Origin of the sequence: Methanolobus sp. ZRKC4, assembly GCF_045291305.1 — an archaeon.
Taxonomy (GTDB): domain Archaea; phylum Halobacteriota; class Methanosarcinia; order Methanosarcinales; family Methanosarcinaceae; genus Methanolobus.
Genome location: NZ_CP146983.1, coordinates 1118517 through 1144373, shown reverse-complemented (window position 1 = coordinate 1144373; position 25857 = coordinate 1118517). Strand labels below are relative to the sequence as shown.

Here is a 25857-nt window from a genome sequence, read left to right as displayed (position 1 = left end):
GAATATGTCAAAAAGGACATTCTACAACCCGGATATTGAAACCATGGACAGAAGTGAACTTGATGCCCTGGTGGATGAAAGGATCAGGTACACTGTGAAATATGCATCAGAGAATTCATTGTTCTACAAGAAATGGTTCAGGGAACACAGTGTTAAACCTTCTGATATCAGGTCACATGAAGATCTCCTTGAACTTCCGAACATATCCGGGAAGACCATTCGTGAAAATCAGCCACCCGTAGAAGATGATTTCGGATTCAGGATGGTGGACTGGAAAGATGTGTTCACAGTACACGAAACCAGTGGCACCAGCGGAACACCCAAATCATTTTTCCTTACATGGGAAGACTGGGAAAGATATGCAGAAAAATATGCCAGAAGCTTCCGGTCACAGGGATTTGGAACGAACGACCGGGTTATTGTTTGTGCTTCCTATGGAATGAACGTAGGTGCAAACACAATGACACTTGCAGCCAGAAACATCGGAATGACCATCATCCCTGAAGGTAAATGTACTTTCCCCATCAGAATCATGGAAACATACAAACCAACTTCCATTGTCGGAAGCATCTTCAAGCTAATACATCTTGCAAAAAGAATGAAAGAGCAGGGAATGGATCCTGCAAGATCCAGCATTGAACGTCTTATTATAGGCGGAGAAAGCTTTGCAGAAGAATCAAGAAAATACGTTGCCGAAATATGGGATTGTGATGTCTACAACACATACGGAAGTACCGAGGGAACCATGTGCGGAGAGTGCACGGACATAAGTGGCTTGCATGTTCCTGAAGACCTTGTTCACCTGGATGTATATGACCCGCATATGAATAAATTTGTAAAGGATGGAGAATGCGGCAGAGTTGTACTTACAACGTTGTTACCTGTTGGAGCGAAGAGCGGAAATGTACTCCTTAACTATGATACTGAAGATACGACCGTAGTACTTAGCCGTGAAGAATGCGCTTGTGGCAGGACCCATATGAAGATAATGAATCCTGAAAGGGAAGCTGAAACATTCTGGGTTTCAGGCACCCCTTTTAATCGTGTTGATATCGAAAAAGGCGTATTCCAGAGAGAGAACATGGAGTATCTGACTGGCGAATATGAGGCTTTCCTTTATGGAGGGGACGATGAAGGAGAAACAACCCTGAGGGTCAGCATGGAATGCAATGATCTTCAGGACTGCGATGAAGAACTTATCAAGGAAAACTTCCTCAGGTCATTCTTTGCCTATAAGAAAAACCTGGAGAATTCATATATTGACGGAAGTCTGAACATTCTCTTTAACTACACAAATCCTGGGGAGCTGGATTTCTACCGTGTCAAAGGAAGACCAAAGCGTATCGTAGACAGACGTTAGTCAAAAAACGATATGCCTTCCCAAAGTGACAGGTAGAGACTGATACCACCGATGAAAACAAGCACCCATATTGCGAGGGTTATTTTCATGAGATTGAACGGATTAACGATGGATCTTATCCTGCCATCAACTGCAAGTTTGATGTATACCGAGAAAACAATAACAAGCAAGCCAGCGAGATGATGAAGGTACATCTGAGTCTTCAGGAAAGAGCCTACTCCTATCCCGGTAAGTGTCGACATCGAAGGGAACATGAACGCAATTATAGAGAGCAATTGCAACAATACTGCAACACTTACAAGTTTGCAGTGCTTTCCAGAAGGATCTTTTGATACCTGGGACAGGGCAATGACCAGAACAAGAACAGACAGAAATTGTAACAATAGATTGATAAAAGCATTATTGAATTCAGAAAACATATCCTTCACACCCCTATTAATAACAACAATACGCTTAGTATGGAATATATAAAAATATTCGTATTAGGTTTTAGAAATTACCCTTGTAGACCTTAAGGCCATTTTCTGATACTGCCAAAATCCAGGGTTCCATACTATGAGAAGCAGAACGCATTTTTCGTACTCTCAGATACCTGTTTGCAACATTACCTTTAAGGTGTAGTCCCAACTCAATTATACCATCTGCAAGGTAACCTTCCATACCAGTTGATGGATCAAATATACCGGATAGCTTCTCTTCTTCAAGGATGAGAAATGTTGTGAGTTCCTCGCGTCTCAGGGTTTCAAGCAGTCTATACATCTTTTTTCTTAGGTCCTGAGGTTCCACATTCAAAAGAGAGTATAACGCACCAAGGGAATCTATAGCTACACATGTGCATTTATCTCCAATTTCCTTTTTGAACTGAAGTATATTCTCTTCCAGAATAGTCAAAAGATCATCTGAAAAATCATCATAAACGACCCTGTAGTCACTAAAATCTGAAATATGTAGCTTTTTAGATAGGGAAATTCCCATACTATCCATATTCTGAAGATGATTCTCTTTGCTTTGCTCAAATGTTATATATAAGCCATATTCATCCTGCTGTTCCAGATAATTAGAAAGAACCTGAAAAGTAAAACCTGACTTTAAAGTACCTGCCGCACCGGTTACAAGCACAACACTGTTTTTGGGTATATCAGTCTCAAAAACCTCATTCAAACCATCTATAGTGTCCACAAATCGCATAATACCCCTCTTTCCTCCATACATTCAAAGAAGAAGTAATAATAATAGAGTTAAAATAATATAAATGTTTAATGGAGAAAACTATAAAATTATCGAAATATGGTTCAATTCTTCATAAGCCGATAGAATCCCCGGATGCAGACCTCATCCATCTTTTAAGCAAGTGGAACTCTTTCTTTTCCAGTACATTTGGATCGAGCTGTAAAACCATTCTAGAACTGGAAGCCATAATAGCATCGTTGGTCTGCTCTATCAGTTTTACCACAGATAGAAAGTCATTATCAAGTATCAAGTACTCCAGACCATCCATTAGAACGACACCATCATCTATCTTACTCACAAAATCAGCTATTGTAGGATATATCTTGAAAAGTTCAGTTGAATCGATAGATTGTTGACCATTCATCTTGTTTTTTGTCAGCCAGACAATTGGTGTCTTTGCGATACCATACGTGTTGCGAATCTTATCCGGGTTATGTCTTGTAATACAAAGACCTGGTTTTCCACTCCTGACAAGATCAGAGAACAACTGGTAACTTTTTACAGGATCCTCACAGTCTGAAAGATACATATAACCGCTTTCCATCTCGACTTCATTACTCTTCGTGTTCCCTTCAACATCTTCAGTAAGAGGAGTGATGAATATGCCCCTTAGCCGGGAACGGTCCTGCAATGTAACAATGAGTCCTTGGTTTCCATCATCATCTGTAAGAAGAGAAGTTGAAACATTCATTCTGACTTTTTCACCATGTTTTGTGAAAAATATCATCTCAAAATGTTTTTTGTCAGCAAAATCCAGCAGATCAACATTTTCTGCAAAATCCCTTATAGGTCTCGCAATTAGCTCACTGACTGCATAACCAAGAAGGTCTGCAGCATTTTTATTTGCAGTAATGATATCTTTTTTGTAATCAAGAGATAATATTGCAATTGGTGATGCTTTTAAAAGATTATCCAAATATTCATTTGCTCTTCTTATTTTAGATTCGGCTTCAAGTCTTTCTGTAATATCCTCACCTGAAATAAGCAAGCCATTCACATTACACCCTGGGCCATTTATCGCAATATTGTTCCAGCTCATTATCCTTTTTTGTTTTTTGCTGTTGAGAAATGGTACTTCAAAATCTCCGTTTGCGGTGCTTTCACCAGATACTAACTTTTTAAATACGTCTCTGACATTTTCTCTGAAAATATCAGGCACGTAGCTATCAAACCAGTCATTTCCAGTAATTTCATCTTCAGTGTATCCAAGTATCTCACAGCCTTTTCTGTTGATTAAACGGACAATACCGTTTTCGTCAAGAACGAGAAGCATAACTCCTGCAAGATCGAGATAATTCTGTGCCTGATCCCTTTCAGCTACAAGCTCATCATGAAGTTTCTTTATTCTAAGAAGAGAGCCTACCCTTGTCTTAATCTCGATCCTGTCAAGTGGCTTTGTTAAAAAGTCATCTGCACCGGCATTGATACCTTTTATGCGATCTTCCAGACTTGAGAGGGCTGTGACCATTATAATAGGAATAAAGCGGGTTTTTTCAGAATCTTTCAATGTTTGACATACTTCATAGCCAGTGATATCAGGCATCATCAAGTCAAGAAGAATAAGGTCCGGACTATGTGACTCCACTTTTCCCAGTGCTTCAATTCCACCAGATGCGGAAATTATATCATATTCATGCATGAGATAAGCTTCAAGCAACTTGACGTTCAGTGATTCGTCATCGACTATCAGCACTTTTCCCTTTTTTTGTCCATTCATCCCTGTCACTCGTAAGAAGTTCTGTTAACATCTGTTGTCCAGACAAACATACATCAATATCCACAGACAGTATATTTTTAAGCTATATAAATAGAACCCGAATATAATAAACAAGAATAAACACTGATCATCAGGAACTATACCCACTCACTCATATCCACATACTAAAGTTAAAATCTCCTGTATCCCGACACATATAATTCTTCTGAAATACAGAATAAAAGATTGAAACCTGATGATTGAAAATGATTACATGATCAAAACCAGGCTGCATGATGATATGGCAGAAGCTGCAACGGATATTCGCTATCTTCTTGAGAGAGGATACAAAAAAGATAGTTCGATCAGGTTTGCCGGTGATCATTACAGACTTGATAAAAATGATAGATATATACTTGCACGCACGGTGTTTTCACCAGAAACCTCAAAGGCTCGTAAAAAAAAGAAAATACACCGCGAGGAACTGAAAGGAAAAACACTCCTTGTAGACGGGTACAATGTGCTTATTACACTGGAAAGTATGCTCGGTGGAGAAAGAATGTGGATTGCAGATGATTCATTCCTGCGGGATATACAGGGAGTTTTTAATAACCACACTAATGACAACCTTACATTCCAGGCTGTTGAAAAGATGCTGTCTTTCCTTTTAAGTACTGAAATAAAGAAGACGGATGTACTTCTGGATACCCAGATGAAGCGCAGTGGAGAGCTGGCAGCATTCATCAGAAAAAGAATGAAAGAACTGTCAATAAAAGGAGAGGCAAGAACATCAAGGCATGTTGACTATGACCTGAAGAACTGCCACCCTTCATATGTCGTTGCTACAGCTGACGGAATTATTATCGATTCTGTGAAGAATGTTATTGATATTCCTGCCTGCATCTACAGAAAATGGAACAAAGAATGAAACATAGATATTAATTTAACAGCAGTAATAATATGTCGCAATTAAGGAATTAATATGAAAAAAATAGGAATCGTGGTTACAGACCAAAAAGACTGGACTGCAGATGCACTTATGCAGGAAGCCAGGAAAAGAGGATTTGAAACTTTTTCCCCGAATTTTGGAAAAATGGAAACTTCCATTGGGAAAAATATTGAGCATCGTGCAGACAGGATTAACCTGTCTGAGCTGGATGCAATTATCATAAGGGACATGGGACCAGGAACAAACGATGCTCATGTGTTCCGCTTCGATGTCCTCTGTGAACTTGAGGAAAGCGGAGTCATCATGATCAATCCGCCTGCTGCCATACAGAATGCGGCAAATAAATTCCATGCAAGTTGCCTGATCTCAAAAGCCGGGATCAATACACCTGAAACTTTTGTCACACAGAATGTAGAACCGGCCCTTAAGAGATTAGAAACATGGAAAGATGCTGTAATTAAACCAGTATTCGGATACAAGGGAATAGATATCAAACGCATAAAAGATAATGAAGTGATAAGACCAAATGGAACTCCTGAAAAAACAACAGTATATGACCTAATTTCCGGCTCAATAAATGAAAAAGGAATGGTTTACATACAGGAGTTCATAGAAAACCCCGGCCAGGATATTCGTGCATTTGTTGTTGACGGGAAAGTCATAGGTGCCATCTACAGGAAAGCAGCGGATGGCTGGTGGCTGAACAATCTGAGTCAGGGCGGCACCCCCCAGAAATGTAAACTCACAAAGAAACAGGAAAAAATGTGCATTGATGCTGCCAAAGCCATAGGAGCAGTATTTGCCGGTGTGGACATTATTGAAGGAGACAAGGAATGTTTTGTCCTAGAAGTAAATGCAACTCCGTCAGGAGCAGGCATATATAAATCCCTGAATATCAATGTAGCAGAGCATATAATAGATACCATTGAAAACAGGCTATGAATGTCCGGGATCAGGAAGAACAATGAGTGAATATAAACAATGCATAATTGTCAGGGATGACCTGAAGTTATCAAAAGGAAAACTTGCAGTCCAGGTTGCTCATGCAGCAGTATCTGCTTCTGAATGGGCTGACCGGTCAACTCTGGAAAAATGGAAAGAAGGCGGTCAGAAAAAAGTAGTTTTGCGTGTGGCAAATACCCGGGAACTGTTCGAGCTCAAGGAAATAGCAAGAAGGCAGGACATCGCCACGGCACTTATCCAGGATGCAGGACTCACCGAAGTTAAACCCGGAACAGTAACAGTCCTTGGAATCGGACCTGCAAAGGAAGAAGAACTTGACAAAGTCACAGGAAATTTGAAACTACTTTGATTTTGTACCTTATGTTCTATTGGTATTTAGCATGAAAAAAATGGAAAATACGAATTTGATACTGCATGCGATACTATTTGTGGCATTGATCGGGGTTATCCTTTCATCAGGATGCCTTTTTGAACCACTTAACGAAGTGGGGAATATTTTCAACCCATCCTCTGTAAAATTATTTCAGGGAGAGGACTATTATCAAATAAATGCCGATGAACTGACAATACCCATTGTCCCAGCTACGCCAATATCATTCTATGAAGATACACCAGATGAGTTGTCAAGTCATTTGCCTGGTTTTGAGGTTTCAAGCTACTACTACTATACTGAATTTTACGAAGGAAGCGAGAGTGTTATCAGCATATATGTGAAGAACAGTGGCATTGCACCTATTTATATATACCAGTTCGGTTTTTACTTAATAGCAGAAAAAGAGCTTGCATCGCATGAAGCTGGTATAACCATACTTCCCGGGGAAGAAAAGAATATCGGAACCATATCAATAGATGTTCCCGAAAATATTGAAGAGCTTGAACTCCAGCCACAGATGTCCTTGTTTGCGCAGACGAAATCAGGCACCTGGCATGATTACAAGAAACAATACTTTGAAGAGATTGTAATTGAAGTTTCGGATAAAGCTATAATTCAGGAACCAGACTATGCATTAAACCCCGAGAGCATATTCACTCAGATAAATGATAAAATAGAACCATTTGATGTGGAAGTACGGACAAATGGCTGCAGTGTCCGCAAAAAAACATCCAGGGCAATATAATATCTACCAGTTATGTTCCCTTTTCGATGACACCAGGGACAACATCCAGTACATCAGTGATCCGAGAGGCAGGGACCTATGGTCCGAGCCCCGTGATACACTTCGGGTCGGAGCAGGTGATTGTGATGACTATGCAATCCTGCTTGCATCACTTGTCGAATCCATCGGAGGAACCTCCAGAATATATATGACGGATACACATGCTTTTGCCGCCGTATATATAGGTAATAATACAGAAGATATCGGAACTGCGATCGGAGAATACTATGGACCTGTACCAATATATTATACTACAGATCAGTATGGTTCATGGTTGATGCTGGACCCTACATCCAGCATATATGCAGGAGGACTAGCAGGAGGAACAGCCCCAACAGACGATGGATGGACTTTCCTGAACACCAGCAAAATCACAGTAATCGATATAGCACCCCAAAATTAGGATGATTTAAAATGATACCAGCAGTTGAAAAAAAAATGGGAATAGACCTGTACTGTACAGATACCAATGGAATTGGAGGCGTACTGAGACAGGAAACAGATGATTTTATTGTCAGAGAGATTACAAACCGTGAAGAAGGTGACAGCGGAAAATACCTTATCCTGGAAGTTACCAAAACGCAACTGGGACATGCATCATCTGGTAAGGGATATGTCCCGGAAGCTTGGAATCAGCCAGAAACGCATCAGTTTTGCAGGAACTAAAGATAAGAGAGCAAAGACTACACAGAAAATCAGTATCTACGACATTGATGAAAAGGATATTGAGAATTTCTACCTGAAAGATGTGGAACTGAGAGTGCTCGGAAGGTCTAAAAGGTCTTTGGAGCTTGGAGATCTTTTCGGGAATGAATTCATAATTACAATCAGGAACATCGACCATAACCCTGAGGAACTGGAGCAGATGCTTACAACCGTTACGGAAGAGATAAAGGCTTATGGAGGAGTTCCCAACTTTTTCGGAATACAGAGATTTGGAGCCATCAGGCCTGTAACACATCTTGTAGGGGAACAGATCCTCAAAGGTAATTTTGAAAAAGCAGCACTTATCTATATTGCAAAATCATTTCCGGATGAACCTGACGATGTAAATAAAGTGCGTGATACCGTCTGGAAAAACAGGGATTTCATAGAAGGACTGAAGATATACCCCCTGCGTCTCAGATACGAAAGAGCAATGATGCACTACCTTGTCGAGAATCCCGGCGACTTTAAGGGTTGCTTTGGGGTTCTTGCGAGGAACATAAGCAAGATGTTCGTTCATGCATACCAGTCATACAATTTCAACAGGATTATTTGCCAGCGAATTGAGAAGGGATTACCTCTGGATGTTGCAGTACCCGGAGACATCGTATGTTTCAAGAATAAAGAGGGACTTCCTGATGTTACAAAAACACAGCATGTAACTGAAGAGAATGTCGACGGGATGAATAACCTCGTCAGGAGAAAAAGAGCTTTTGTGACCGCTCCGCTGATAGGTTACGATACTGAATTAGCATCCAATGTTCCTGGTGATATTGAAAGAGAAATATATAACGAGACTGGAATGGCACAGGAAGCATTTAGGATGAAACAAATGTCAGCTCTTGCATCAAAAGGACTGCGCAGGGAAATGTTACTCTACTGCGAACCTGTATTTGAAACCGGAGAAGACGAGCTTAATCCCGGAAAAAGCAAAGCTACCCTGAATTTCACTCTTCCGAAAGGATGCTATGCAACAACGGTTCTCAGGGAATATATGAAAGTGGAACCGCTTAAAATGAGCTAAGCCCACTTTAAGTGGGCTTTATCTTTCTTATTTTGTAACTATTCAGCCTGGCACGATTTGCCTATTGGTACTGATTTCATCGAAATAGAGATGTCTGCTCACTAACAATCTAACAATCAAAAAAGCAATCAATAGCAACAATCAAAATAAATGATCCTAATGAAATTTACGTTTCAACTTTTTGTCAAGATTGTTATTGATAGCGTTTTTATCAGGCTGAATAGTTACCTTATTTTTAAATTAAATTCTAATCTTATTTCCCTATCATTGACTGTATGAACGCCTTGAACGGCGGGGAAGGGCGTCCTGGCCTGGACTTAAACTCCGGATGGAACTGGGATCCGAAGAAAAACTTTTTACCGGGTATCTCTGCAATTTCCATTCTGTTTCTGTTCTTTCCAGAAAAGACCATGCCTTTTGCTTCTATCCTGTCAATGAAATTGGGATTTACCTCATATCTGTGCCTGTGACGTTCTATTATCTTGGAGCATCCGTATATATTCTCGGCAAGTGAACCTGATTTCAGGTCCGCTTCGTAATCACCAAGACGCATGGTTGCTCCCATGTCGACAACATTCTCCTGTTCCGGAAGCAGGTCTATTACAGGATAAGGCGTATCCTCATCGAATTCAGTGCTGTTGGCATTCCCCAGACCTGCTACATTCCTGGCAAATTCAATAACCGACAGCTGCATACCAAGACAGAGTCCAAGGTAAGGGATATCGTTCTCACGGGCATATCTGATAGCCATTATTTTCCCTTCAGTACCCCTTTCGCCAAACCCTCCAGGTACAAGTATTCCATCGTACTCTGAAAGTGTTTCAATGGAAGAAGGATCTTCCTCGAAGGACTCGGCATTGATCCAGCTAGTAGTGAAATTTACTCCGCAATCGATGCATGCGTGTTTGATGGAAGCACTAATACTAAGATAGGAATCCTCAAGATGTGTATATTTACCAACAATCCCGATTTTAACCACGCTTTTAAGATTGTTCATCCTCTCAACCATTTCAGACCAGGCATCATCTGATCCTGAGGAACTCAGATCCAGATGTTTTACCAAAAAATCAGTGAGTCCTTCTTCCTCCATCATGAGAGGTACTTCGTATATGTCATTTGCATCGTGGGCACTTATCACTGCTTCCTCGGGAACATCGCAGAAAAGAGCTATCTTGGAGATAGTGCTGTCAAGTAATGGTTCCTTGCATCTTGTAACTATCACATTCGGAGTCAGGCCGAGTTCCCTCAGTTCCTTTACTGAATGCTGGGTAGGCTTTGTTTTCTGGTCTCCCTGTGGATCCAATGGTACAAGAGTTACATGAACAAAAGCAAGGTCTCCCTTGGGTTCTTCCCTGTGCATCTGCCTGACAGCTTCCAGGAAAGGCATACTTTCGATATCACCGACTGTTCCGCCAACTTCTACCAGGCAGATATCAGCGCCGCTCTTTGCAGCAACTTTCTTTATGCGTCTCTTGATTTCGTTAGTGATATGAGGGATAATCTGGACAGTTTTTCCAAGATACTCACCCCTGCGCTCTTTTGATATCACTGACTGGTATACCTTTCCGGTTGTCAGGTTGTGTTCCCGGGTCAGTTCCGTATCCAGGAAACGCTCATAGTTTCCAAGGTCAAGGTCGACTTCCCCTCCGTCTTTGAGCACGAAAACCTCACCGTGCTGGAAGGGACTCATGGTACCTGCATCAATGTTAATATAAGGATCTATCTTGATGGCTGTGACCTTATAGCCTTTGTTCTTCAGGTTACGTCCGATAGAAGCGGTGGTAATTCCCTTACCCAATCCGCTCATTACTCCGCCTGTTACAATAATATATTTCATATTATTCACCTTGATTATCTTTTAGATTTAGGAAGTCTTAGTAATAGATAAGCCATAAAAAATGTAAGCAGAATTGCATAGAATACAGATTGATAAAAACCAAAGAACTGGCTAAAGTCAATGGACAGAACTATAAAAGCAAGAACAGAAACCAATAACAGCAATACAACTACCCTGAAAATATTAACTGAATGCGGAGCAGCCAGACCTAAAGCTGATCTTATCATTTCAAATGATATGGAAGGAAGTTGAGCACTCCAATGCTCCCCATTATATAGTCCGGAAGAAGGAGATTTTGAGGGTTTGGATATTTTAGAATTATATAAGGATTCGTCAACATCAACAGAGAAACTTTTATCATTTGGGCTTAGATGACCCAGGTTCAGATCAAATCCCTGTCTTTTGGAACCATAGCCCACAGTAATATAGAGTTGCCCTTTGCTATAGAGTCTGCCATCATATGGGATCCTTGCAATAAAAGGTATGTATTCCTCATGCTTAACATAAGGATTGTCTTCAAGAACAGTGATGTTCTCCCTTATAGAATCACTTACTGATAAATTGACATGTGTTGGTGAACCATAGTTGATCAAAACGATTTCAAAACTGCGTTCTTCACCGGGGGATAAAGGTAATTCAACAGTATCCGTTTCGAATTCCAGTGAATTTACACCAAGCCTGTTGATATGAACCTGTTGCAATTGAATTTCCTCACCAGTTTTATTCTCTTAGATCAGGAGGAAGCATATTTGGTATACCCCCCTCTATAGGATAGTATTCATTGCATGCAGAACAGTACAGAGTGCCCGATATAACCTCGTTGGTATCTTCCTTTTCGATGTTAAGGACAAGATCTCCTTTACATACAGGACACGCAAGAATATCCATAAGGTTCTTTTTCAACTCGATCACCACCTTTGAATACGTTACAATCAATATAAGGTTTTTCTATCATATAACTCAAAACTACATTGCCAATAATGATAATTCCATCTATGGGTTTTTAAGATAAGAGATAGATTAATTTACTTCCTTATCCGTACAATAATCCATGTTTTCCATTTTCCTTAAGGTACTAGACTTTGCAATTCCCATTTTGATAATGATATTCGTAGGACTTTTTGGGACAGGTATCCTTATAGAACTTGGGTTCATGCAGAAATTTTCAGGAATTGTGAAACCTCTTTTCAAGTATACAAACCTTCCCGACACATGCGCATCATCTTTTATGGTGGCACTGGGATCAACTGTCGCTGCTAACAGCATGGTGGTCAATTTCAGGGACGGAGGATGTATTGATGACAGGGAGACAATGCTTTGCGCAGTATTCAACAGTACACCAGCATACATCAGGGAAATACTCACTTACCAGATACCTATTGTCCTTCCTGCACTGGGCGCGGTAGTAGGCGGATTTTATGTGATGGTGTTCATACTGACTGCAATTGTCAAGATCAGTACTGTGATAATACTTAGTAGGATATTCCTCAAAAAGAACAGGTGCCAGTATGAAGAAAACATTTCATCAAAGAAAGTCACCCTGAAAGATGCGATTAAAAAATCTCTGAAGCGCAATCGTAAACTGTTCACCAAAATTGTTGTGATATATCTTGCAATGACGACACTGGTATTCTATCTCAGGGACATAGGTGCGTTTGAGTCTTTCAATGTACTACCGCTTGCCGAAGTTTTCGGAATTCCGGCTGAAAGTATAGTACCCCTGACGACTTACGTTGCAAGTCCTATTCTTGGGATATCTTTGCTGGGACCAATGATAAGCAGTAACAGCATATCTTATCATCAGGCAATGGTAGTTCTTATGCTTGGAAGTATGTTCATGCTCCCGTTTTTTAGTTTCAGGACTCTTCTCCCAAGGTACGTATCCATCTTCGGACCACGCATAGGCGTAAGAATCGTGGCCTTTTCTACAGGGATAAGTATATTAGTCCGATTTTGTATCCTGCTAATACTCCTATCAATAGCATAAAAAAATAGATTTTCCTGATGCTTGGTTAATATAATTCGCTTTTTTTTATTGACCATTGTTAAAAAATATTATCCCAGGCAATTATATATAAAATGCATATATATGTACAATGGACATATAACTGGAAATGTATAATATTAATTATACAGCCCTAAGTTTTGTATATTACACAGAGAGTAAAATAATATATTCTTGAAATTTTGACACATATCAGAATAAACAATAAATTAATATATTATATTATCATCTATATAATTACGTGGGAATAGAAACCACGTGACAATTACTTGTTGTGCATTTGTTACACACAGAAATAAAGGGAGATACAAAAAAAATGGCAAAAGTAATGATTGTGGACGACGCTGCTTTTATGCGCATGGTCATCAAAGATATCCTGAAAAAGAACGGTCATGAAGTCGTGGCAGAATGTGTTGACGGATTAGATGCTGTTCAGAAGTACCCTGAGGCAAACCCCGAATTGGTATTTATGGACATAGTTATGCCAAATATGGAAGGTATCGACGCACTTAAGAAAATAATGGAAATGGACCCCGGAGCAAAAGTAGTCATGTGTTCATCTATTGGACAGCAGTCCGTAGTGACGGATGCACTGAAAAGCGGTGCCCAGGATTTCATAGTGAAACCATTCGACGCTACGAAAGTACTGGAAGTTATTGGAAAAGTAATGTAAATGACCATTAATGTTCTTGTTGTCGATGACTCGGCTTTAATGCGCAAAGTTATCTCTGACATTCTCACAGAGGATGATGAATTCAAAGTAATAGCAACCGCAAGGAATGGGCTTGACGCCGTAGAAAAGGTGGAAAGATTCAGACCTGATGTAGTCACCCTTGATGTAGAGATGCCCAAACTGGACGGATTACATGCACTGGGATACATCATGAGTGAATGTCCGACCCCGGTAGTAATGCTAACAGCCATCGACTCGAAGTCTGCCGAAAGAACATTGAATGCATTTGAATACGGAGCAGTTGACTTTATCCAGAAGCCTTCCGGAAATATCAGTCTTAACATAGCAGATATAGCCAGTAGTATTCGCCTTAAAGTAAAAATGGCATCGAAGGTAGATCTCAAGAAACTCGGGTTCATGGAAGAACACGTGAAAAAGGCACGTGAAAATGAAGGAAAAACTTTGCGCACTACACAAAAGAAGCAGGTTATTCAGAAGAGCAAACACCATGCCAAAGGTAAGATACTTGCAATCGCTTCCTCCACAGGCGGACCACGTGCGCTTGAACAGGTCGTACCAAATCTTCCAGAAGACCTGAATGTACCTGTTGTTATTGTACAGCACATGCCAGCCGGTTTTACAGCTTCACTGGCTCAACGACTTGATGGCCAATCCCAATTGACAGTTACTGAGGCAAAAGATGGGGATGTACTCCATGCAGGGCATGCATACCTTGCACCAGGAAACTACCATATGGAGATTGTCTCGAAAGAAAAAGGTGGCTTTTATCATGAAGTAATTTCCCTGAACCAGAAACCTCGTGAACAGGGAGTAAGACCCTGCGCGAATATCCTTTTCAAGTCACTTGTGCCAATATACGGAGCAAACATCATTACTGCTGTTTTAACCGGGATGGGAGCCGATGGGGCTGATGGAATTGAAGCTATAAAAAATGCCGGAGGAAAGGCGATTGCAGAGGATGAGAAGTCCTGTGTTGTTTACGGAATGCCAAAATCCGTAGTCCAACGAGGCCTTGCTGATAGCATCGTTCCTTTGGACAAAGTGTCGAGTGAAATATTACGGATGTTAAATTCATCTGGTGATTGAAATGTTTTTGCAAAAAGATAAGATCATTATGATCTTAGGGTTGGTGTGACCATGGATATGTCAGAGTATAAAGATATATTTAAAGCGGAGTCCGAAGAACACCTGCAGCAGTTGAATGAATCACTGCTCGGACTTGAACAGAATCCCAAGGAAATGGAATTTATCAATACTATGTTCCGTTCCGCACATACATTGAAAGGTATGTCGGCAACAATGGGATTTGGCACGATAGCCGAGTTGACCCATGAAATGGAAAACCTTATGGACATGGTCCGCAAATGCCAGGTCGCTGTTAACGACTCACTAATTGACATACTCTTTGAGTGTCTTGACACCCTTGAAGCACTTGTAGAGACCGTAGATAATGGAGGAGAAGTAGATATCACATCCCTGCAAGCTGCACTTGTAAAAACCATGGAAACTACACTGCCTATGGATGAGATCACAGGTTCAATAGCTACAAGTACCAGCGTTATTGAAAATGAGATCAGTAATGAACTGCAAGCTGCTACTGAAACTGTGTCTGAAAATGACCTTGGATTGTCTGAAAATGAAAAACAGTCAATAGAATGTTCTACATTAGATGGTAACAGAGTTGTATCCTTAAACGTGACCCTTGATGAATCATGTGTGCTTAAATCAGCAAGGTCTACACTTGTACTTATCAATGTCACAAAGATGGGAGAAATTATTAAGTGCCAACCAAGTGAGGAAGAACTCGAAGATGAAAAATTTGATTTTGAGTTCACAGTAATATTTGCCACAAAAACAACAGATGAAGAGATTATCGGCAATATCTCCAAAATATCAGAAGTTAAAACTGTAATTCCTACTACAATCTCCCAAAGCGCATCTGATGACCAAAACGACCAGGAGATAAAAGAGAATAAGGAAGATGTCCAGCAAAGTAGTTCTGCTGTCAAACGGTCTGATACCGTAAAGAGCATCCAGAGTGTCAGAGTGAACATTGAACGCCTGGACAATCTGATGAACCTTGTGGGAGAGCTTATAATCAACAAGATAAGGCTCAACCAGCTTGCTTCTGATCTTAACGCAAAACATCTGGATGAATCACTTGCTAACCTTGACCGCCTTACCAATGAGATACAGACCGAGGTCATGGAAGCCAGGATGGTACCCATCGACCAGGTATTCAGCAGGTTCCCACGGATGGTAAGGGACCTTGCAAAATCGGAAGGTAAGCAAATCAACCTTGTTATAGAAGGTAAAGAAATCGAACTTGACAGAACGGTTCTTGACGAAATAGGAGATCCACTGGTTCATCTCTTGCGTAACGCTGTGGACCATGGAATTGAACCCACAGAGGAACGTATCAAACTCGGAAAACCTGAAGCAGGATTTGTCGGACTTTCTGCATCAAGACAAAGAAACAGTGTCCTTATAGAAGTAGAGGATGACGGAAAAGGCATGGACCCGGCAAATCTCAGGGATGTTGCTGTCAAGAAAGGAGTAATGACACGAGAAGAGGTCGACAAACTTTCTGACACAGACGCTTTGAATATCATTTTCATGCCTGGTTTTAGCGGAGCCAAAACCGTCACTGATGTCTCCGGCAGGGGAGTCGGTATGGATGCCGTCAAAACCAAGATTGAAGCCCTGGGAGGAAGTGTCAAGGTCAGTTCAGTACCTGGGCAGGGAAGTTCCATCAAATTACAACTTCCACTTACAGTCGCGATTATCCAGTCACTGATGGTAACAGTAGCCGATGAAACATACGCTATACCACTTGGAAACGTTATCCGTGATGTGGGAATAAAGGCCAGTGATATAAAGACAATAGAAGGAAAAGAAGTTGTTCTTCTAAGAGGCGAAGTACTCCCATTGTTGAGACTACATGATGTACTCGACTGTACTACAGAACAGGAGGAAAAAGAGAATCTAATAGTTGTCGTCGTTGAGAGAATGGGAACAAATATTGGATTCGTAGTAGACCAGCTTCTCGGACAACAGGAAGTAATAATAAAAACACTTGATAATAAACTTTTGAAAGATACTAAAGGATTCGCAGGCGCTACCATCCTGGGAGATGGAAACGTTGCGCTTATCCTTGACATTGCAACATTGATATAATCACAATGAGGGTAAAAAATGGCTGAAATGGACGAAATGGCAAAAGGAGCATTCCAGGAAGCAGGGAATATTGGAATGGGTCATCTGGCGACCTCTCTCTCAAAAATGGTTAGCAGAGAGGTAAAGATAGACATTCCCAGTGTGGAAATGCTCTCACTGGAGGATATAATCACCAATGCATCCGATGGAAAACAAAAAAGTGTAGTAGGAATTCACCTTCAACTGTCAGGTGATGTAACCGGAGGGACATTGATCTTATTACCGAAATTCTCAGCACTTTCGTTTTCCGATCTTCTCATGAAGAAACCTATCGGAACTACAACAAAAATAGAAGAGATGCAGGTACGTAAGCTACGGGAGATGGGAGTGCGCCTTTGCAGTTCCTACATGCGCGTAGTCAACGAATTCCTGGGCCTGAACCTGAAAGTAGGTGAGCCGACAATGGAAGTGAATATGGAAGGGGTGGCTGATTTCATACAGCAGGAAATAGGAGAACTTGCCGATGATTTCATAGTTGTCAAAGGGGAATGTTTTATTCCTTCCACAAATTCCAGAAACGAGTTCAATATGTTGTTTGAGCCGGAAGCCAGTGATGTAATCATGGCTGCTGTGATGAAAAAGATGATGGGATGATATGAGTGAGTGCCACCCACTTTGCCCTGGACATAGGAACCAGGACTGTCGTGGGGCTCATTGTAGGAGAAGAAGAGCCTCTGGAAATAAAAGCAGCATGCATACTTGAGCATAACGAACGTAGTATGTATGACGGGCAGATCCATGATATTGAAAAAGTCGCACAAGTTGTAGATGCAGTCAAAAAAGATCTAGAGAGTCAAATCGGGCACGAATTGTCAAAAGTTTCAGTTGCAGTTGCCGGAAGAGCCCTGAAAACATCAAAAGCACTGGTTTCGGTAGAAATACCCTACAGAGAGATCACAAGCAGGGATATTTCCGAGCTGGAATTTGAAGCTGTTACTAGAGCAAGTAAGGAACTTGGAATAGATGAAGGGTTTAATTGTGTTGGATATTCAGTTGTGAGCTATGAACTGGACAAGCAGAGAATATCCAATATGGCAGGCCAGAAAGGAAGTCATATTTCAGTTGAAGTACTTGCAACTTTCCTTCCGGAAGCTGTGATAAACAGTATGTTTGCAGTTCTTAAAAGCTGTTCACTTGAATCATACAGTGTTACACTTGAACCAATAGCTGCATTGAGTGTTGCCTTGCCTATCGATATGCGCAAGCTCAACATTGCACTTGTAGACATCGGAGCAGGTACGTCTGATATAGCTATTACTGACAATGGGACTGTCATTGGATATGGAATGGTACCGGAAGCAGGAGATGAAATTACTGATTTTATTTGTGACTATTATCTAGTTGACTTCAAAAAAGGTGAAACGATAAAACAATCCCTTACAAGCCAAGAGACTATAGAACTGGAAGATATTTTCGGTGTCAAATCAGACGTTCCCGTAAATCAGATTATTTTGGACATAGAAAATGAAGTGGCCAACCTGGCCCTACATATTGCAGAAGAGATCAAATCACTTAATAAAAAAACACCAAGAGCTGTTGTCCTTGTTGGTGGAGGGTCACAAACTGCAGGGCTTAAAGAACACCTGTCAAAGCATCTTGAACTTCCAATACAAAGAATTGGCTCCCGTCTCCCTAAACAGATAGAGGGCTTTGCAGACGGAACTGGGAAAATAAATGGTGCTGAGATGATAACACCCCTTGGCATTGCCATGATGGGAATTCTGGACCAGAGCATTGAGTTTATAGATGTTTCAGTTAACGGTTCAAACATACACCTGATGGACGTTAACGGTCTTTCCATAATGGATGCACTTGTCGGAGCAAAGGTAAAAAAACTTTATCCACGCCCGGGAATGGCCCTTAGTTTAAATGTTAACTCTGAATTCCTTGCTATTGAAGGAGAAATGGGAAAACATGCAGGAATATTGCTCGATGGAAAAAAAGCGACTCTTGGAGATCCCGTTCACAAAGGTTCAGTTATTGAATTCACAGCTCCCGTGGATGGAAAACATGCACAAATAAAGGTAAAGGACCTAGTAGACAAATTGGAAATTCCTTCCAGCGTGAAAATAAATGTCAATGGTAAAAATATAGAACAGAAGCCTTTGGCCAGCATAAATAAAAAAATGGTATCTCTTGATGATGATATACCAGACAGATCACAGATAAGCGTCAGGCCTGCCAGTCTTCAGGATTTCCTGGAACAGGAATACAATACAAAAGATGCTGAGATGATCAGTGTTACTGTAAATAATCGGATAATGTATTTTGAAAATACAAAATATGTTGTCAAACTAAACGATATTATTGTCGATTTATCCAAATTATCCACCCATACCCTTGCAGATGGTGACACTATAAGCATAGAAAGAACTGTGCTTGATAACAAGCTGGAAAATATTCTGGAAAAGCCAGAAAAAGGCAAAAACATCAGTGTGAACCTCAATGGTGAAGAAATAACATTCAAGGGATCACAGGCGCAAATTATCCTGAATGGGAAAAAAGCGAGTCTTTCCGATAAAATTAATGATGGAGACACTGTTAAGTTTAAAAAAGGAGAAGAGGCGGACCCTATTCTTTCAGACCTATTTGAATTTATGGATATTCGGAAGGAGGAACTTGTAGGCAAGAGCATGAGGCTCCTTGTAAACAATATTCCTGCCAGGTTCACTACCCCACTGAAAGATGGAAACAATGTGACTATAGAATTTGTAGAGGGATAAAAATGCTTAAACCCATTCAAAAAAATGACGATGACTACGTAATCCTAAAAACACTGATACAGAGGAAACTTGGATTTAATTGTGAACAATATAAGGACACACACTTTAAACGAAGGCTAGATGTCAGATTGCGTGCAACCAATTCCAAAACATACAAAGACTACGTGAAACTGCTTCAAAGCAGCAACACTGAGTATCCTGAACTTCTGGAAACCCTGACAGTTAATGTTACAAATTTTTTCAGGAATTCAGAGGTCTATGATATTATCGAGGAGGAAGTGTTCCCGGCTGTTATAAAGTCAAAGAGCACCGGCCTGAATAAATCCATTAAAATATGGAGTGCAGGCTGCTCGATAGGTGTCGAAGCTTATTCCATTGCAATGTTATTCCACCATATTCTGGGAAATAGCATCAAGAGATACAATATCACCATAACAGGTACTGATATTGATAAAGCCAGCCTCCAGCATGCCCAGCAAGGAGTCTACAACGAGACTGAAATGAAGGATGTAAGGCCTGCTTTCCTGAACAAATACTTCACCAGAGAAGAGAACAACTACATAATTTCTGATGAACTTAAAAAAATTGCACAATTTAAAAAGCAAGACCTTATTTCAGGCCCTAAAATGAATGGTTTTGATGCCGTGTTCTGTAGGAATGTCACCATCTATTTCCAGAAAGAACTTCAGGAACAACTCTACATGGATTTCTATAGTGCATTGGGTAAAGATGGATTCTTTGTAATGGGTAAGACTGAAACCTTAATCGGACCATCAAAAGACCTTTTCAAATCTTTCAATGCGAAGGAGAGAATATACGCCAAATGACATCGATGCTTTGTTAGAAGTGACAACACATCTAAAATATGATTCAGGAGAGAACGCATGAAAGATAAAATATCAAATCTGACTGAGTTACAGATCAGTGCATTAAAGGAAATTGTCAATATTGGCGTTGGCAATGCTGTTACATCGCTTTCTAAAATGGTTGGAAAAGAAATTAAGATAGAGGTCCCTGAGCTCAAGATCGAAAAGATAGAAAAGATTCCCGAAATCGCAGGAGGTGCCGATACTGTAGCTTCAGGAGTGATAATGCATGTTGAAGGAGACGTAAACGGCTACATCATGATGCTGCTTTCGAAGGAAACAGCTGAGGCCATATGCAGTACCATCAGTGGTGAAGAAAATATCGATATATTAACCGAAATGAACCAATCACTGATAGAAGAGGTCGGACATATCCTTGCAGGTTCTTACGTGAGCTCCCTATCCGAGTTCCTTGGACTGGACCTCAAGATATCACCACCCATGCAGACGTTTGATATGCTGGGTGCAATCATGGATCACATGCTTATCGAGATGAGCGAAAAGGCAGAGCATGCACTACTTTTTGATACATTGTTCATGATCGAAGGTAACAGAATGAATGGTATATTCCTGACCTTGTTCGATCCTGATTCGATGGACATTATACTTGAACGGATCGATAAAATGATTTGACAGGAGTGAGAAAAATGAACATAGTACTTGACAAATTTTATTATGATGCACTGAACGAAGTAGGCAATATCGGAATGGGAAATGCTACTACGGCTCTTTCCCAGCTTGTTGGAAAATCAGTCAATGTAAGCAGTTCAGCCCTTACATTGCTCAGTGTACAAGACATAAATAATGACACAAACAAAGACAGGATTGGAGCTATTGTGAGGGTAATGGGTGATATGAACGGAGGGTTCATACTCATAATCAGAAAACAACATTCTGAGGCATTATCTGAAATGCTTCTCAAAGAAAATTCCGAGGAGGATAATTATATGAAAACTTCAGCTTTTATTGAAGTTACCAATATACTTGCAGGAAGTTACTACAATGCTCTTTCGAAGTTCCTCAATCTTTCGATCATACCTTCTATTCCAATAGTATCTGAAGGAAACTCTAATGAGATATTCAAAAAAGCAAAGCTGCATATGAATGGGAAAATCGACCATATTTTCGGCTTAACTACCCTTTTTGAAGTTGTGGGTGAAGATAAATACCATAGTATGAGCGGTGACATGTACATGTTACTTGATTCAGCTTCATTACAATCTGTACTTGAAAAGATAGAAGAAATGCGTACGAGATAAGCATGATTATAGTGGGAATGGCCGATAGCGCAGTAGCGAAAAAACCTGAAAAAATAACGACTCTTGGACTTGGGTCATGTGTAGGCATTTCGCTGTACGATAAAAGCACTGGCGTTGGCGGGATGGTACACATTATGCTCCCCAGTATTGAGCAGGCAAGGTCAAAAGAGAACATTGCTAAATTTGCAGACACAGGCATACCTGCACTAATTGACGGTATGGTTGACCTGGGAGCCTATAAACACAGGACAATTGCCAAGATCGCAGGTGGTGCAAGTATGTTTTCTTTCAATTCCAACGCTCAGCTCAATATAGGAGAACGAAATGTGACTGCTACAAAAGAAACGCTAAAAGAACTTAAAATTCCCATTATTGCACAGGATACAGGACTTAATTATGGACGTACTATAATACTTGACACTGAAAACGGAGAACTTACTGTCAAGAGTGCAATCAAAGGCATAAAAACATATTGATATATATAATTAGTTTAATATATGTGCTGAGTACAAAATATAGGTGGCAACAGGATGTTAACTCCAGATATAACGATAATACACATTATTTTCATTTCCATATCAATGGCATGTGGATTTGCGGCTATATATTACTGGGTGAAAGTATACTTAGAAACAAAAAGAGGATCCATTGCCTGGTTGCTTCTTGCACTCACATCTATATTCCTTATCACATCAGCAATCTTCCCTTCTATTGCAATAAGTTCACAGGATACAGATATTACTGAAACGATATTCCTGTTCTTAGGATTTTGGAGTTCTGTTTACATTGCTATCTTTGCAGCTGCTGGTTTTTTGATGTTTCAGGCTTTCAGGACAGTGCCAAGGGAAAAGCTTGGAGATTATCTCATAGAAGGAATGGTATTCACAAAACCACTACACTCGGAAGAAGATATCGAGAATATCCCGGAAGTAGATCAAATATCCACTTTGCTCAAGAGATCCACATTAGTAGAATATACACCAAAGACCAGATACGAAGATTCTGTTATCGAGATTAGCCTACGTCTTTATGGAGAAATGGTAAATACAGTTCTTGTATCCACCCAACCACGTACAGCCATGTATAAGGAAAAGATCGGAGACCTTATGGATATAGGCGCAATGAAGTTCATAGAAATCTCATCTACAAGTGATCAGCTAAGTAATGAAGATGGAATTATCAAATTACCAACAGATGAACTTGACAACTTCTTTGAACTTACGAGCAAGCTCCCAAAAGGATGTGCAGTGATCTTTGAACCTATTAGTCAGCTGCTTCTCACAAAAGGAGAAAAAGAGACCTACGAATTTATGTCAGAAATGGTCGAAAGATTTGCAGCAAATGAACTACTCCTTATTGGAATGATCAACAAGGCCGCACATGAAGAGCAAATTGTAGCCAGGTTTGAAGGTTTGTTCTTAAATCTTGCAGAAGAAGAAGGTACAAGAATCCGCCTCATAAAAGGTGGAAACGAAGAATACATTCGATTCTACGTTGGAGAGAAATTCTTCATGGACCAAAATGTACACGTTGAACTAGAATAATTTCAGGAAGGACTTAAATGGGTAAAGAACTGGATAATTTCACGATAGATGCTTTCAAGGAAATAGGAAGCATAGGCATGGGAAATGCAACTACTTCCCTTTCCAAAATGATAGAGAAACGTGTCCAGCTTAATCTATCCGATGCCAGGCTGTTCGAACCATCCGCCATCATTGATATGATACCGGACTCAATAACCATGACAGGTATAATGATCCCTATTTACGGGGACATTAATGGTCTCGCAATGTTATTGTTCGAATTTGGAAATGCTGTTTATCTTAGCAATTTGTTACTGCAAAGCATCGAGCATGATGATGATCCAAGTATACATGAATCTGCACTTCTTGAAACTGGAAATATAATTGCAGGATCATATCTTAATTCACTATCATCTTTTCTTGACCTCAAAATAATGCATTCAGTACCCGATATAAGCATAGGGCCTATTATGGATATACTTGAAAAGGGGACATCCATAATGGAAAAAGAACCTGCGAATATATTGAATATTGAAACAATGTTTATGGTATACTCCTCGGAGAAAGACGTTGGAGCAGGAACCATCTATGGTGATATGTTCCTTTTACTGGACCCACAATCACTCGATAAAATGCAAGGTTCTATCAGAAATATGTTGGGATGAGCTTGGTTTTTAATAATAATTGATTTTTTAACGGTTGACTTTTATGAAAAATATCTGGACACAGCATCTGGAACGATCAAATACTGAAGATAGTGACAAGGGAACTAGATTCACTAAGATGCTGCATTCACTTGTAAGAACAGGTGTAAACACAGATGATTCTGTAGCAACCAAATTATTCTTTTCCGGAAACATCACTTCAAACGATCTATCTTATTCTATTGTAGATGACATGGATATTACTCCAGTCAAAGAAGACAAGATAAACGGACTTAATAATGGACTTATTAAAGCTTCATATGTAGCAGAGACTGAGCTTAATGTATGGGCAGCAAAAAGCCAAAAAGGGCATGAAATTGGACTTGAATCTTTAAGTCATGACCATGTCAGATTACTGATGGCAGAAGACGGACGGCTTTTTCTCAGATACGATGTTGCAGGTGAGACTCCTTTTGAGATGACGGTTAAGTCAGAAAACGAAGCTATGCAGATAATAGAAGAAGATAATGCAACTACTGAACAATTGTATCCTGAGAATCCGGAACTGCAATGGCATAAAAAATAAGCTCATTTTAATATAAACAATTGAATTCAATGGTAAAGAATAAAAACTATCAGTGCAATTAATATATAAATAAAGTATTTAAGGCGCAAAGGTGCGAGATGAATAAAGGAGACCCGTAACAATGATGGACATCGCAATATATTCACTTGTTGACGATATGGTCAGCAAAGCAGGAACGGAGGGTGTTGTAGAATACTGGCTCCGTGTTGGTGAAAGCTATGCGGAAAGGATGGGAAAGGAAGCTTATGTTGGCTGGCCTGCCTTTAACGTAGCAATGAAAGAAGGTAGAACCTCACTCACCGTTGAAGGTGAAGTGAACGTATTGACAGACCTGGCAATTATAGACAAGGACGGAGATGTTATTGGTTATGTCTATGCACTTAAAACCTGTCCTATGGCCCCTACTATGAGAAGATACATTTCCAGGATAGGTCCGATTCCGGATTCAGACACCGATGTTGCCGACAGTTACAATAATCGTATCAGGGACTCTGCAGTCTCTAATTACTGCATCACACACCAGAAGTTCAGGGAAGTTGCAGCTAACAATATTACTGTTGCAAAACAGGCACTCGAATGTCTCCAGCTTGCTAATAAAGGAATGACAGGGGACGTGAAGATGGTGCCTGAAAACCTTTCAAGAATAAACGTGGACGAACGTCATATAAAAAGCATACTTCGTAGTGCATCTTGTGTTTTTGCTTTGATCGTGAAAGGCAAAAGTGCAGGTGAGGAAATAATCGAATAATGGTGATAATATGGCAGAAAACATCGAATCAAATCCTTTTGTTGACGTTTCTGTATTCCTCTTCTTCGAGGATATTTCTGACAAACAGGGAGTAGAAGGCTTTACCAATTATATGGTTGGACAGGCCCAGTCCCTTGCTAAATCCGTTCCAGAGGAAGAATATGAGACATGGGACGATTTTGCAAGTGCAGTTGGCAGCGGAGAATCCGTATTTTCCTCCTTTGAGAGAATTGAACAGATTAGTAAGTGCGGATTCGTAACTAAAATATGTCCGTTCTCAAAGGCTATCAGGGAATACATAAAAAGGATAGGCAATTTCAATCCCGTACACATTGAAGCCACAGACCATTTCAATCATACCATACAGCCTTCAGCCGCCCACAGTGCATGCATGATGCACCAGACTTACAGGAAAGAGGTTGCAAAGAGAATAACAGTCGGGGGAAAACCTCTTCAGTACGCGCAGATAGGTGCAAAAGCATATACGGGCGAAATTGCACTCCCTCCAGAATCATGGAAGAAGGTTCTTCTGGAAAAGGCAGGCATTTCCGAAACTCAGGGTTTTATGGAAATGCGTGAAAACAGTTGTCTTTACCTCCTGTATGTTGAAGATTAAAAATAGAGTTGGTTTGGAGTTGGTAGGAAGATTTATACCACTCTAAAACCGATTTC

At 40.3% G+C, this 25857-nt stretch carries 27 protein-coding genes and 1 pseudogene; 22 read left to right on the top strand and 6 right to left on the bottom strand.

The genetic code is table 11. The annotated features are described in order from the left end of the window. The first annotated feature begins 4 nt into the window (after positions 1 to 4). Positions 5 to 1360, top strand: coding sequence for a coenzyme F390 synthetase (gene ftsA, locus V7O67_RS06020; protein WP_342305753.1), 1356 nt, complete (start codon positions 5 to 7; stop codon positions 1358 to 1360). On the opposite strand, the gene V7O67_RS06015 is transcribed toward ftsA, so the two are convergent. The 3 genes from V7O67_RS06015 to V7O67_RS06005 form a co-directional block, all read right to left on the bottom strand. After that, positions 1357 to 1779, bottom strand: a complete 423-nt coding sequence (locus V7O67_RS06015) for a hypothetical protein (protein ID WP_342305755.1) — start codon at positions 1777 to 1779, stop codon at positions 1357 to 1359. The genes ftsA and V7O67_RS06015 overlap by 4 nt on opposite strands. A gap of 70 nt (positions 1780 to 1849) precedes the next feature. Further along, the gene (locus V7O67_RS06010) at positions 1850 to 2548 is read right to left on the bottom strand and encodes an ATPase domain-containing protein (RefSeq protein ID WP_342305756.1); all 699 of its coding nucleotides are present in this window, start codon (positions 2546 to 2548) and stop codon (positions 1850 to 1852) included. Between the two features lie 112 nt (positions 2549 to 2660). Beyond that, positions 2661 to 4307: a DUF835 domain-containing protein gene (locus tag V7O67_RS06005; RefSeq protein WP_342305757.1), complete on the bottom strand. Its 1647-nt coding sequence runs from the start codon at positions 4305 to 4307 to the stop codon at positions 2661 to 2663. 253 nt (positions 4308 to 4560) lie between these two features. On the opposite strand from V7O67_RS06005, the gene V7O67_RS06000 reads away from it, so the two are divergent. From V7O67_RS06000 to truD, 6 genes and pseudogenes are all read left to right on the top strand, one after another. After that, on the top strand, positions 4561 to 5214 hold the full coding sequence (locus V7O67_RS06000) for a DUF434 domain-containing protein (RefSeq protein WP_406671231.1): 654 nt from the start codon (positions 4561 to 4563) through the stop codon (positions 5212 to 5214). 54 nt (positions 5215 to 5268) lie between these two features. Then, the gene (mptN, locus tag V7O67_RS05995; protein ID WP_342305759.1) at positions 5269 to 6177 is read left to right on the top strand and encodes a tetrahydromethanopterin:alpha-L-glutamate ligase; all 909 of its coding nucleotides are present in this window, start codon (positions 5269 to 5271) and stop codon (positions 6175 to 6177) included. 22 nt (positions 6178 to 6199) lie between these two features. After that, positions 6200 to 6547 (top strand): peptidyl-tRNA hydrolase Pth2, encoded by a 348-nt coding sequence (gene pth2 / locus V7O67_RS05990; RefSeq protein WP_406671230.1) that lies wholly within the window; start codon positions 6200 to 6202, stop codon positions 6545 to 6547. A 31-nt stretch (positions 6548 to 6578) separates the two neighbouring features. Next, positions 6579 to 7316, top strand: coding sequence for a hypothetical protein (locus tag V7O67_RS05985; RefSeq protein WP_406671229.1), 738 nt, complete (start codon positions 6579 to 6581; stop codon positions 7314 to 7316). Then, positions 7276 to 7758 (top strand): transglutaminase domain-containing protein, encoded by a 483-nt coding sequence (locus V7O67_RS05980; protein ID WP_406671228.1) that lies wholly within the window; start codon positions 7276 to 7278, stop codon positions 7756 to 7758. Before V7O67_RS05985 ends, V7O67_RS05980 begins: the two co-directional genes overlap by 41 nt. 11 nt (positions 7759 to 7769) lie before the next feature. Next, a pseudogene (gene truD / locus V7O67_RS05975) lies at positions 7770 to 9084 on the top strand (tRNA pseudouridine(13) synthase TruD). A gap of 253 nt (positions 9085 to 9337) precedes the next feature. On the opposite strand, the gene pyrG reads toward truD, so the two are convergent. From pyrG to V7O67_RS05960, 3 genes are read right to left on the bottom strand one after another with little or no spacing between them, the layout of a single operon-like run. Beyond that, positions 9338 to 10921, bottom strand: a complete 1584-nt coding sequence (gene pyrG, locus V7O67_RS05970; RefSeq protein WP_406671227.1) for a glutamine hydrolyzing CTP synthase — start codon at positions 10919 to 10921, stop codon at positions 9338 to 9340. Positions 10922 to 10935: 14 nt separating this feature from the next. After that, entirely contained in the window at positions 10936 to 11622 is a 687-nt protein-coding gene (locus V7O67_RS05965) for a hypothetical protein (RefSeq protein WP_342305764.1), read from the bottom strand. Between the two features lie 19 nt (positions 11623 to 11641). Beyond that, on the bottom strand, positions 11642 to 11833 hold the full coding sequence (locus tag V7O67_RS05960; protein ID WP_406671226.1) for a methytransferase partner Trm112: 192 nt from the start codon (positions 11831 to 11833) through the stop codon (positions 11642 to 11644). A 139-nt stretch (positions 11834 to 11972) separates the two neighbouring features. On the opposite strand from V7O67_RS05960, the gene V7O67_RS05955 reads away from it, so the two are divergent. The 15 genes from V7O67_RS05955 (at position 11973) to V7O67_RS05885 (ending at position 25801) form a co-directional block, all read left to right on the top strand. Then, entirely contained in the window at positions 11973 to 12908 is a 936-nt protein-coding gene (locus V7O67_RS05955) for a nucleoside recognition domain-containing protein (RefSeq protein WP_406671225.1), read from the top strand. Between the two features lie 334 nt (positions 12909 to 13242). Further along, a complete protein-coding gene (locus V7O67_RS05950; protein ID WP_406656711.1) occupies positions 13243 to 13599 on the top strand; it encodes a response regulator in 357 nt (118 codons plus the stop codon). Continuing rightward, entirely contained in the window at positions 13600 to 14706 is a 1107-nt protein-coding gene (locus tag V7O67_RS05945) for a chemotaxis response regulator protein-glutamate methylesterase (protein ID WP_406671224.1), read from the top strand. A 57-nt stretch (positions 14707 to 14763) separates the two neighbouring features. Beyond that, positions 14764 to 16797, top strand: coding sequence for a chemotaxis protein CheA (locus tag V7O67_RS05940; RefSeq protein WP_406671223.1), 2034 nt, complete (start codon positions 14764 to 14766; stop codon positions 16795 to 16797). Between the two features lie 18 nt (positions 16798 to 16815). Beyond that, positions 16816 to 17430 (top strand): chemotaxis protein CheC, encoded by a 615-nt coding sequence (locus V7O67_RS05935; RefSeq protein WP_406656708.1) that lies wholly within the window; start codon positions 16816 to 16818, stop codon positions 17428 to 17430. 5 nt (positions 17431 to 17435) lie between these two features. Continuing rightward, positions 17436 to 19559, top strand: a complete 2124-nt coding sequence (locus V7O67_RS05930; protein WP_406671222.1) for a cell division protein FtsA — start codon at positions 17436 to 17438, stop codon at positions 19557 to 19559. A gap of 2 nt (positions 19560 to 19561) precedes the next feature. Next, on the top strand, positions 19562 to 20386 hold the full coding sequence (locus V7O67_RS05925; RefSeq protein ID WP_406671221.1) for a CheR family methyltransferase: 825 nt from the start codon (positions 19562 to 19564) through the stop codon (positions 20384 to 20386). 57 nt (positions 20387 to 20443) lie between these two features. After that, complete coding sequence (locus V7O67_RS05920) at positions 20444 to 21058, top strand: chemotaxis protein CheC (protein ID WP_406671220.1); 615 nt, start codon at positions 20444 to 20446, stop codon at positions 21056 to 21058. 14 nt (positions 21059 to 21072) lie between these two features. Next, positions 21073 to 21684, top strand: a complete 612-nt coding sequence (locus V7O67_RS05915) for a chemotaxis protein CheC (RefSeq protein WP_406671218.1) — start codon at positions 21073 to 21075, stop codon at positions 21682 to 21684. A 2-nt stretch (positions 21685 to 21686) separates the two neighbouring features. Beyond that, positions 21687 to 22160 (top strand): chemotaxis protein CheD, encoded by a 474-nt coding sequence (locus V7O67_RS05910; protein ID WP_342305775.1) that lies wholly within the window; start codon positions 21687 to 21689, stop codon positions 22158 to 22160. Between the two features lie 54 nt (positions 22161 to 22214). Then, positions 22215 to 23228 carry a DUF3795 domain-containing protein gene (locus V7O67_RS05905; RefSeq protein ID WP_342305776.1) on the top strand — a complete coding sequence of 338 codons (1014 nt, stop codon included), beginning with the start codon at positions 22215 to 22217 and terminating at the stop codon, positions 23226 to 23228. 17 nt (positions 23229 to 23245) lie between these two features. Continuing rightward, positions 23246 to 23872 carry a chemotaxis protein CheC gene (locus tag V7O67_RS05900; RefSeq protein WP_342305777.1) on the top strand — a complete coding sequence of 209 codons (627 nt, stop codon included), beginning with the start codon at positions 23246 to 23248 and terminating at the stop codon, positions 23870 to 23872. 43 nt (positions 23873 to 23915) lie between these two features. Next, on the top strand, positions 23916 to 24437 hold the full coding sequence (locus V7O67_RS05895; RefSeq protein WP_406671217.1) for a hypothetical protein: 522 nt from the start codon (positions 23916 to 23918) through the stop codon (positions 24435 to 24437). A gap of 121 nt (positions 24438 to 24558) precedes the next feature. Beyond that, positions 24559 to 25185 (top strand): hypothetical protein, encoded by a 627-nt coding sequence (locus V7O67_RS05890; RefSeq protein ID WP_406656699.1) that lies wholly within the window; start codon positions 24559 to 24561, stop codon positions 25183 to 25185. Positions 25186 to 25195: 10 nt separating this feature from the next. After that, a complete protein-coding gene (locus V7O67_RS05885) occupies positions 25196 to 25801 on the top strand; it encodes a hypothetical protein (RefSeq protein ID WP_406656698.1) in 606 nt (201 codons plus the stop codon). The last annotated feature ends 56 nt before the right edge of the window (positions 25802 to 25857 follow it).

Excerpts from the sequence above, each read along its gene's own strand:
- V7O67_RS05980 (WP_406671228.1), top strand. The coding sequence starts at position 7,276 with ATGGCTGCAGTGTCCGCAAAAAAACATCCAGGGCAATATAATATCTAC.
- V7O67_RS06005 (WP_342305757.1), bottom strand. The coding sequence starts at position 4,307 with ATGAATGGACAAAAAAAGGGAAAAGTGCTGATAGTCGATGACGAATCA.
- V7O67_RS05910 (WP_342305775.1), top strand. The coding sequence starts at position 21,687 with ATGATTATAGTGGGAATGGCCGATAGCGCAGTAGCGAAAAAACCTGAA.
- V7O67_RS05925 (WP_406671221.1), top strand. The coding sequence starts at position 19,562 with ATGCTTAAACCCATTCAAAAAAATGACGATGACTACGTAATCCTAAAA.
- V7O67_RS05885 (WP_406656698.1), top strand. The coding sequence starts at position 25,196 with ATGGCAGAAAACATCGAATCAAATCCTTTTGTTGACGTTTCTGTATTC.
- pth2 (WP_406671230.1), top strand. The coding sequence starts at position 6,200 with ATGAGTGAATATAAACAATGCATAATTGTCAGGGATGACCTGAAGTTA.
- V7O67_RS05920 (WP_406671220.1), top strand. The coding sequence starts at position 20,444 with ATGAAAGATAAAATATCAAATCTGACTGAGTTACAGATCAGTGCATTA.
- V7O67_RS05985 (WP_406671229.1), top strand. The coding sequence starts at position 6,579 with ATGAAAAAAATGGAAAATACGAATTTGATACTGCATGCGATACTATTT.
- V7O67_RS05895 (WP_406671217.1), top strand. The coding sequence starts at position 23,916 with ATGAAAAATATCTGGACACAGCATCTGGAACGATCAAATACTGAAGAT.
- V7O67_RS06010 (WP_342305756.1), bottom strand. The coding sequence starts at position 2,548 with ATGCGATTTGTGGACACTATAGATGGTTTGAATGAGGTTTTTGAGACT.
- V7O67_RS05905 (WP_342305776.1), top strand. The coding sequence starts at position 22,215 with ATGTTAACTCCAGATATAACGATAATACACATTATTTTCATTTCCATA.
- V7O67_RS05935 (WP_406656708.1), top strand. The coding sequence starts at position 16,816 with ATGGCTGAAATGGACGAAATGGCAAAAGGAGCATTCCAGGAAGCAGGG.
- V7O67_RS05890 (WP_406656699.1), top strand. The coding sequence starts at position 24,559 with ATGATGGACATCGCAATATATTCACTTGTTGACGATATGGTCAGCAAA.
- V7O67_RS06000 (WP_406671231.1), top strand. The coding sequence starts at position 4,561 with ATGATCAAAACCAGGCTGCATGATGATATGGCAGAAGCTGCAACGGAT.
- V7O67_RS05950 (WP_406656711.1), top strand. The coding sequence starts at position 13,243 with ATGGCAAAAGTAATGATTGTGGACGACGCTGCTTTTATGCGCATGGTC.
- pyrG (WP_406671227.1), bottom strand. The coding sequence starts at position 10,921 with ATGAAATATATTATTGTAACAGGCGGAGTAATGAGCGGATTGGGTAAG.
- V7O67_RS05955 (WP_406671225.1), top strand. The coding sequence starts at position 11,973 with ATGTTTTCCATTTTCCTTAAGGTACTAGACTTTGCAATTCCCATTTTG.
- V7O67_RS05915 (WP_406671218.1), top strand. The coding sequence starts at position 21,073 with ATGAACATAGTACTTGACAAATTTTATTATGATGCACTGAACGAAGTA.
- mptN (WP_342305759.1), top strand. The coding sequence starts at position 5,269 with ATGAAAAAAATAGGAATCGTGGTTACAGACCAAAAAGACTGGACTGCA.
- V7O67_RS06015 (WP_342305755.1), bottom strand. The coding sequence starts at position 1,779 with ATGTTTTCTGAATTCAATAATGCTTTTATCAATCTATTGTTACAATTT.
- ftsA (WP_342305753.1), top strand. The coding sequence starts at position 5 with ATGTCAAAAAGGACATTCTACAACCCGGATATTGAAACCATGGACAGA.
- V7O67_RS05900 (WP_342305777.1), top strand. The coding sequence starts at position 23,246 with ATGGGTAAAGAACTGGATAATTTCACGATAGATGCTTTCAAGGAAATA.
- V7O67_RS05945 (WP_406671224.1), top strand. The coding sequence starts at position 13,600 with ATGACCATTAATGTTCTTGTTGTCGATGACTCGGCTTTAATGCGCAAA.
- V7O67_RS05940 (WP_406671223.1), top strand. The coding sequence starts at position 14,764 with ATGTCAGAGTATAAAGATATATTTAAAGCGGAGTCCGAAGAACACCTG.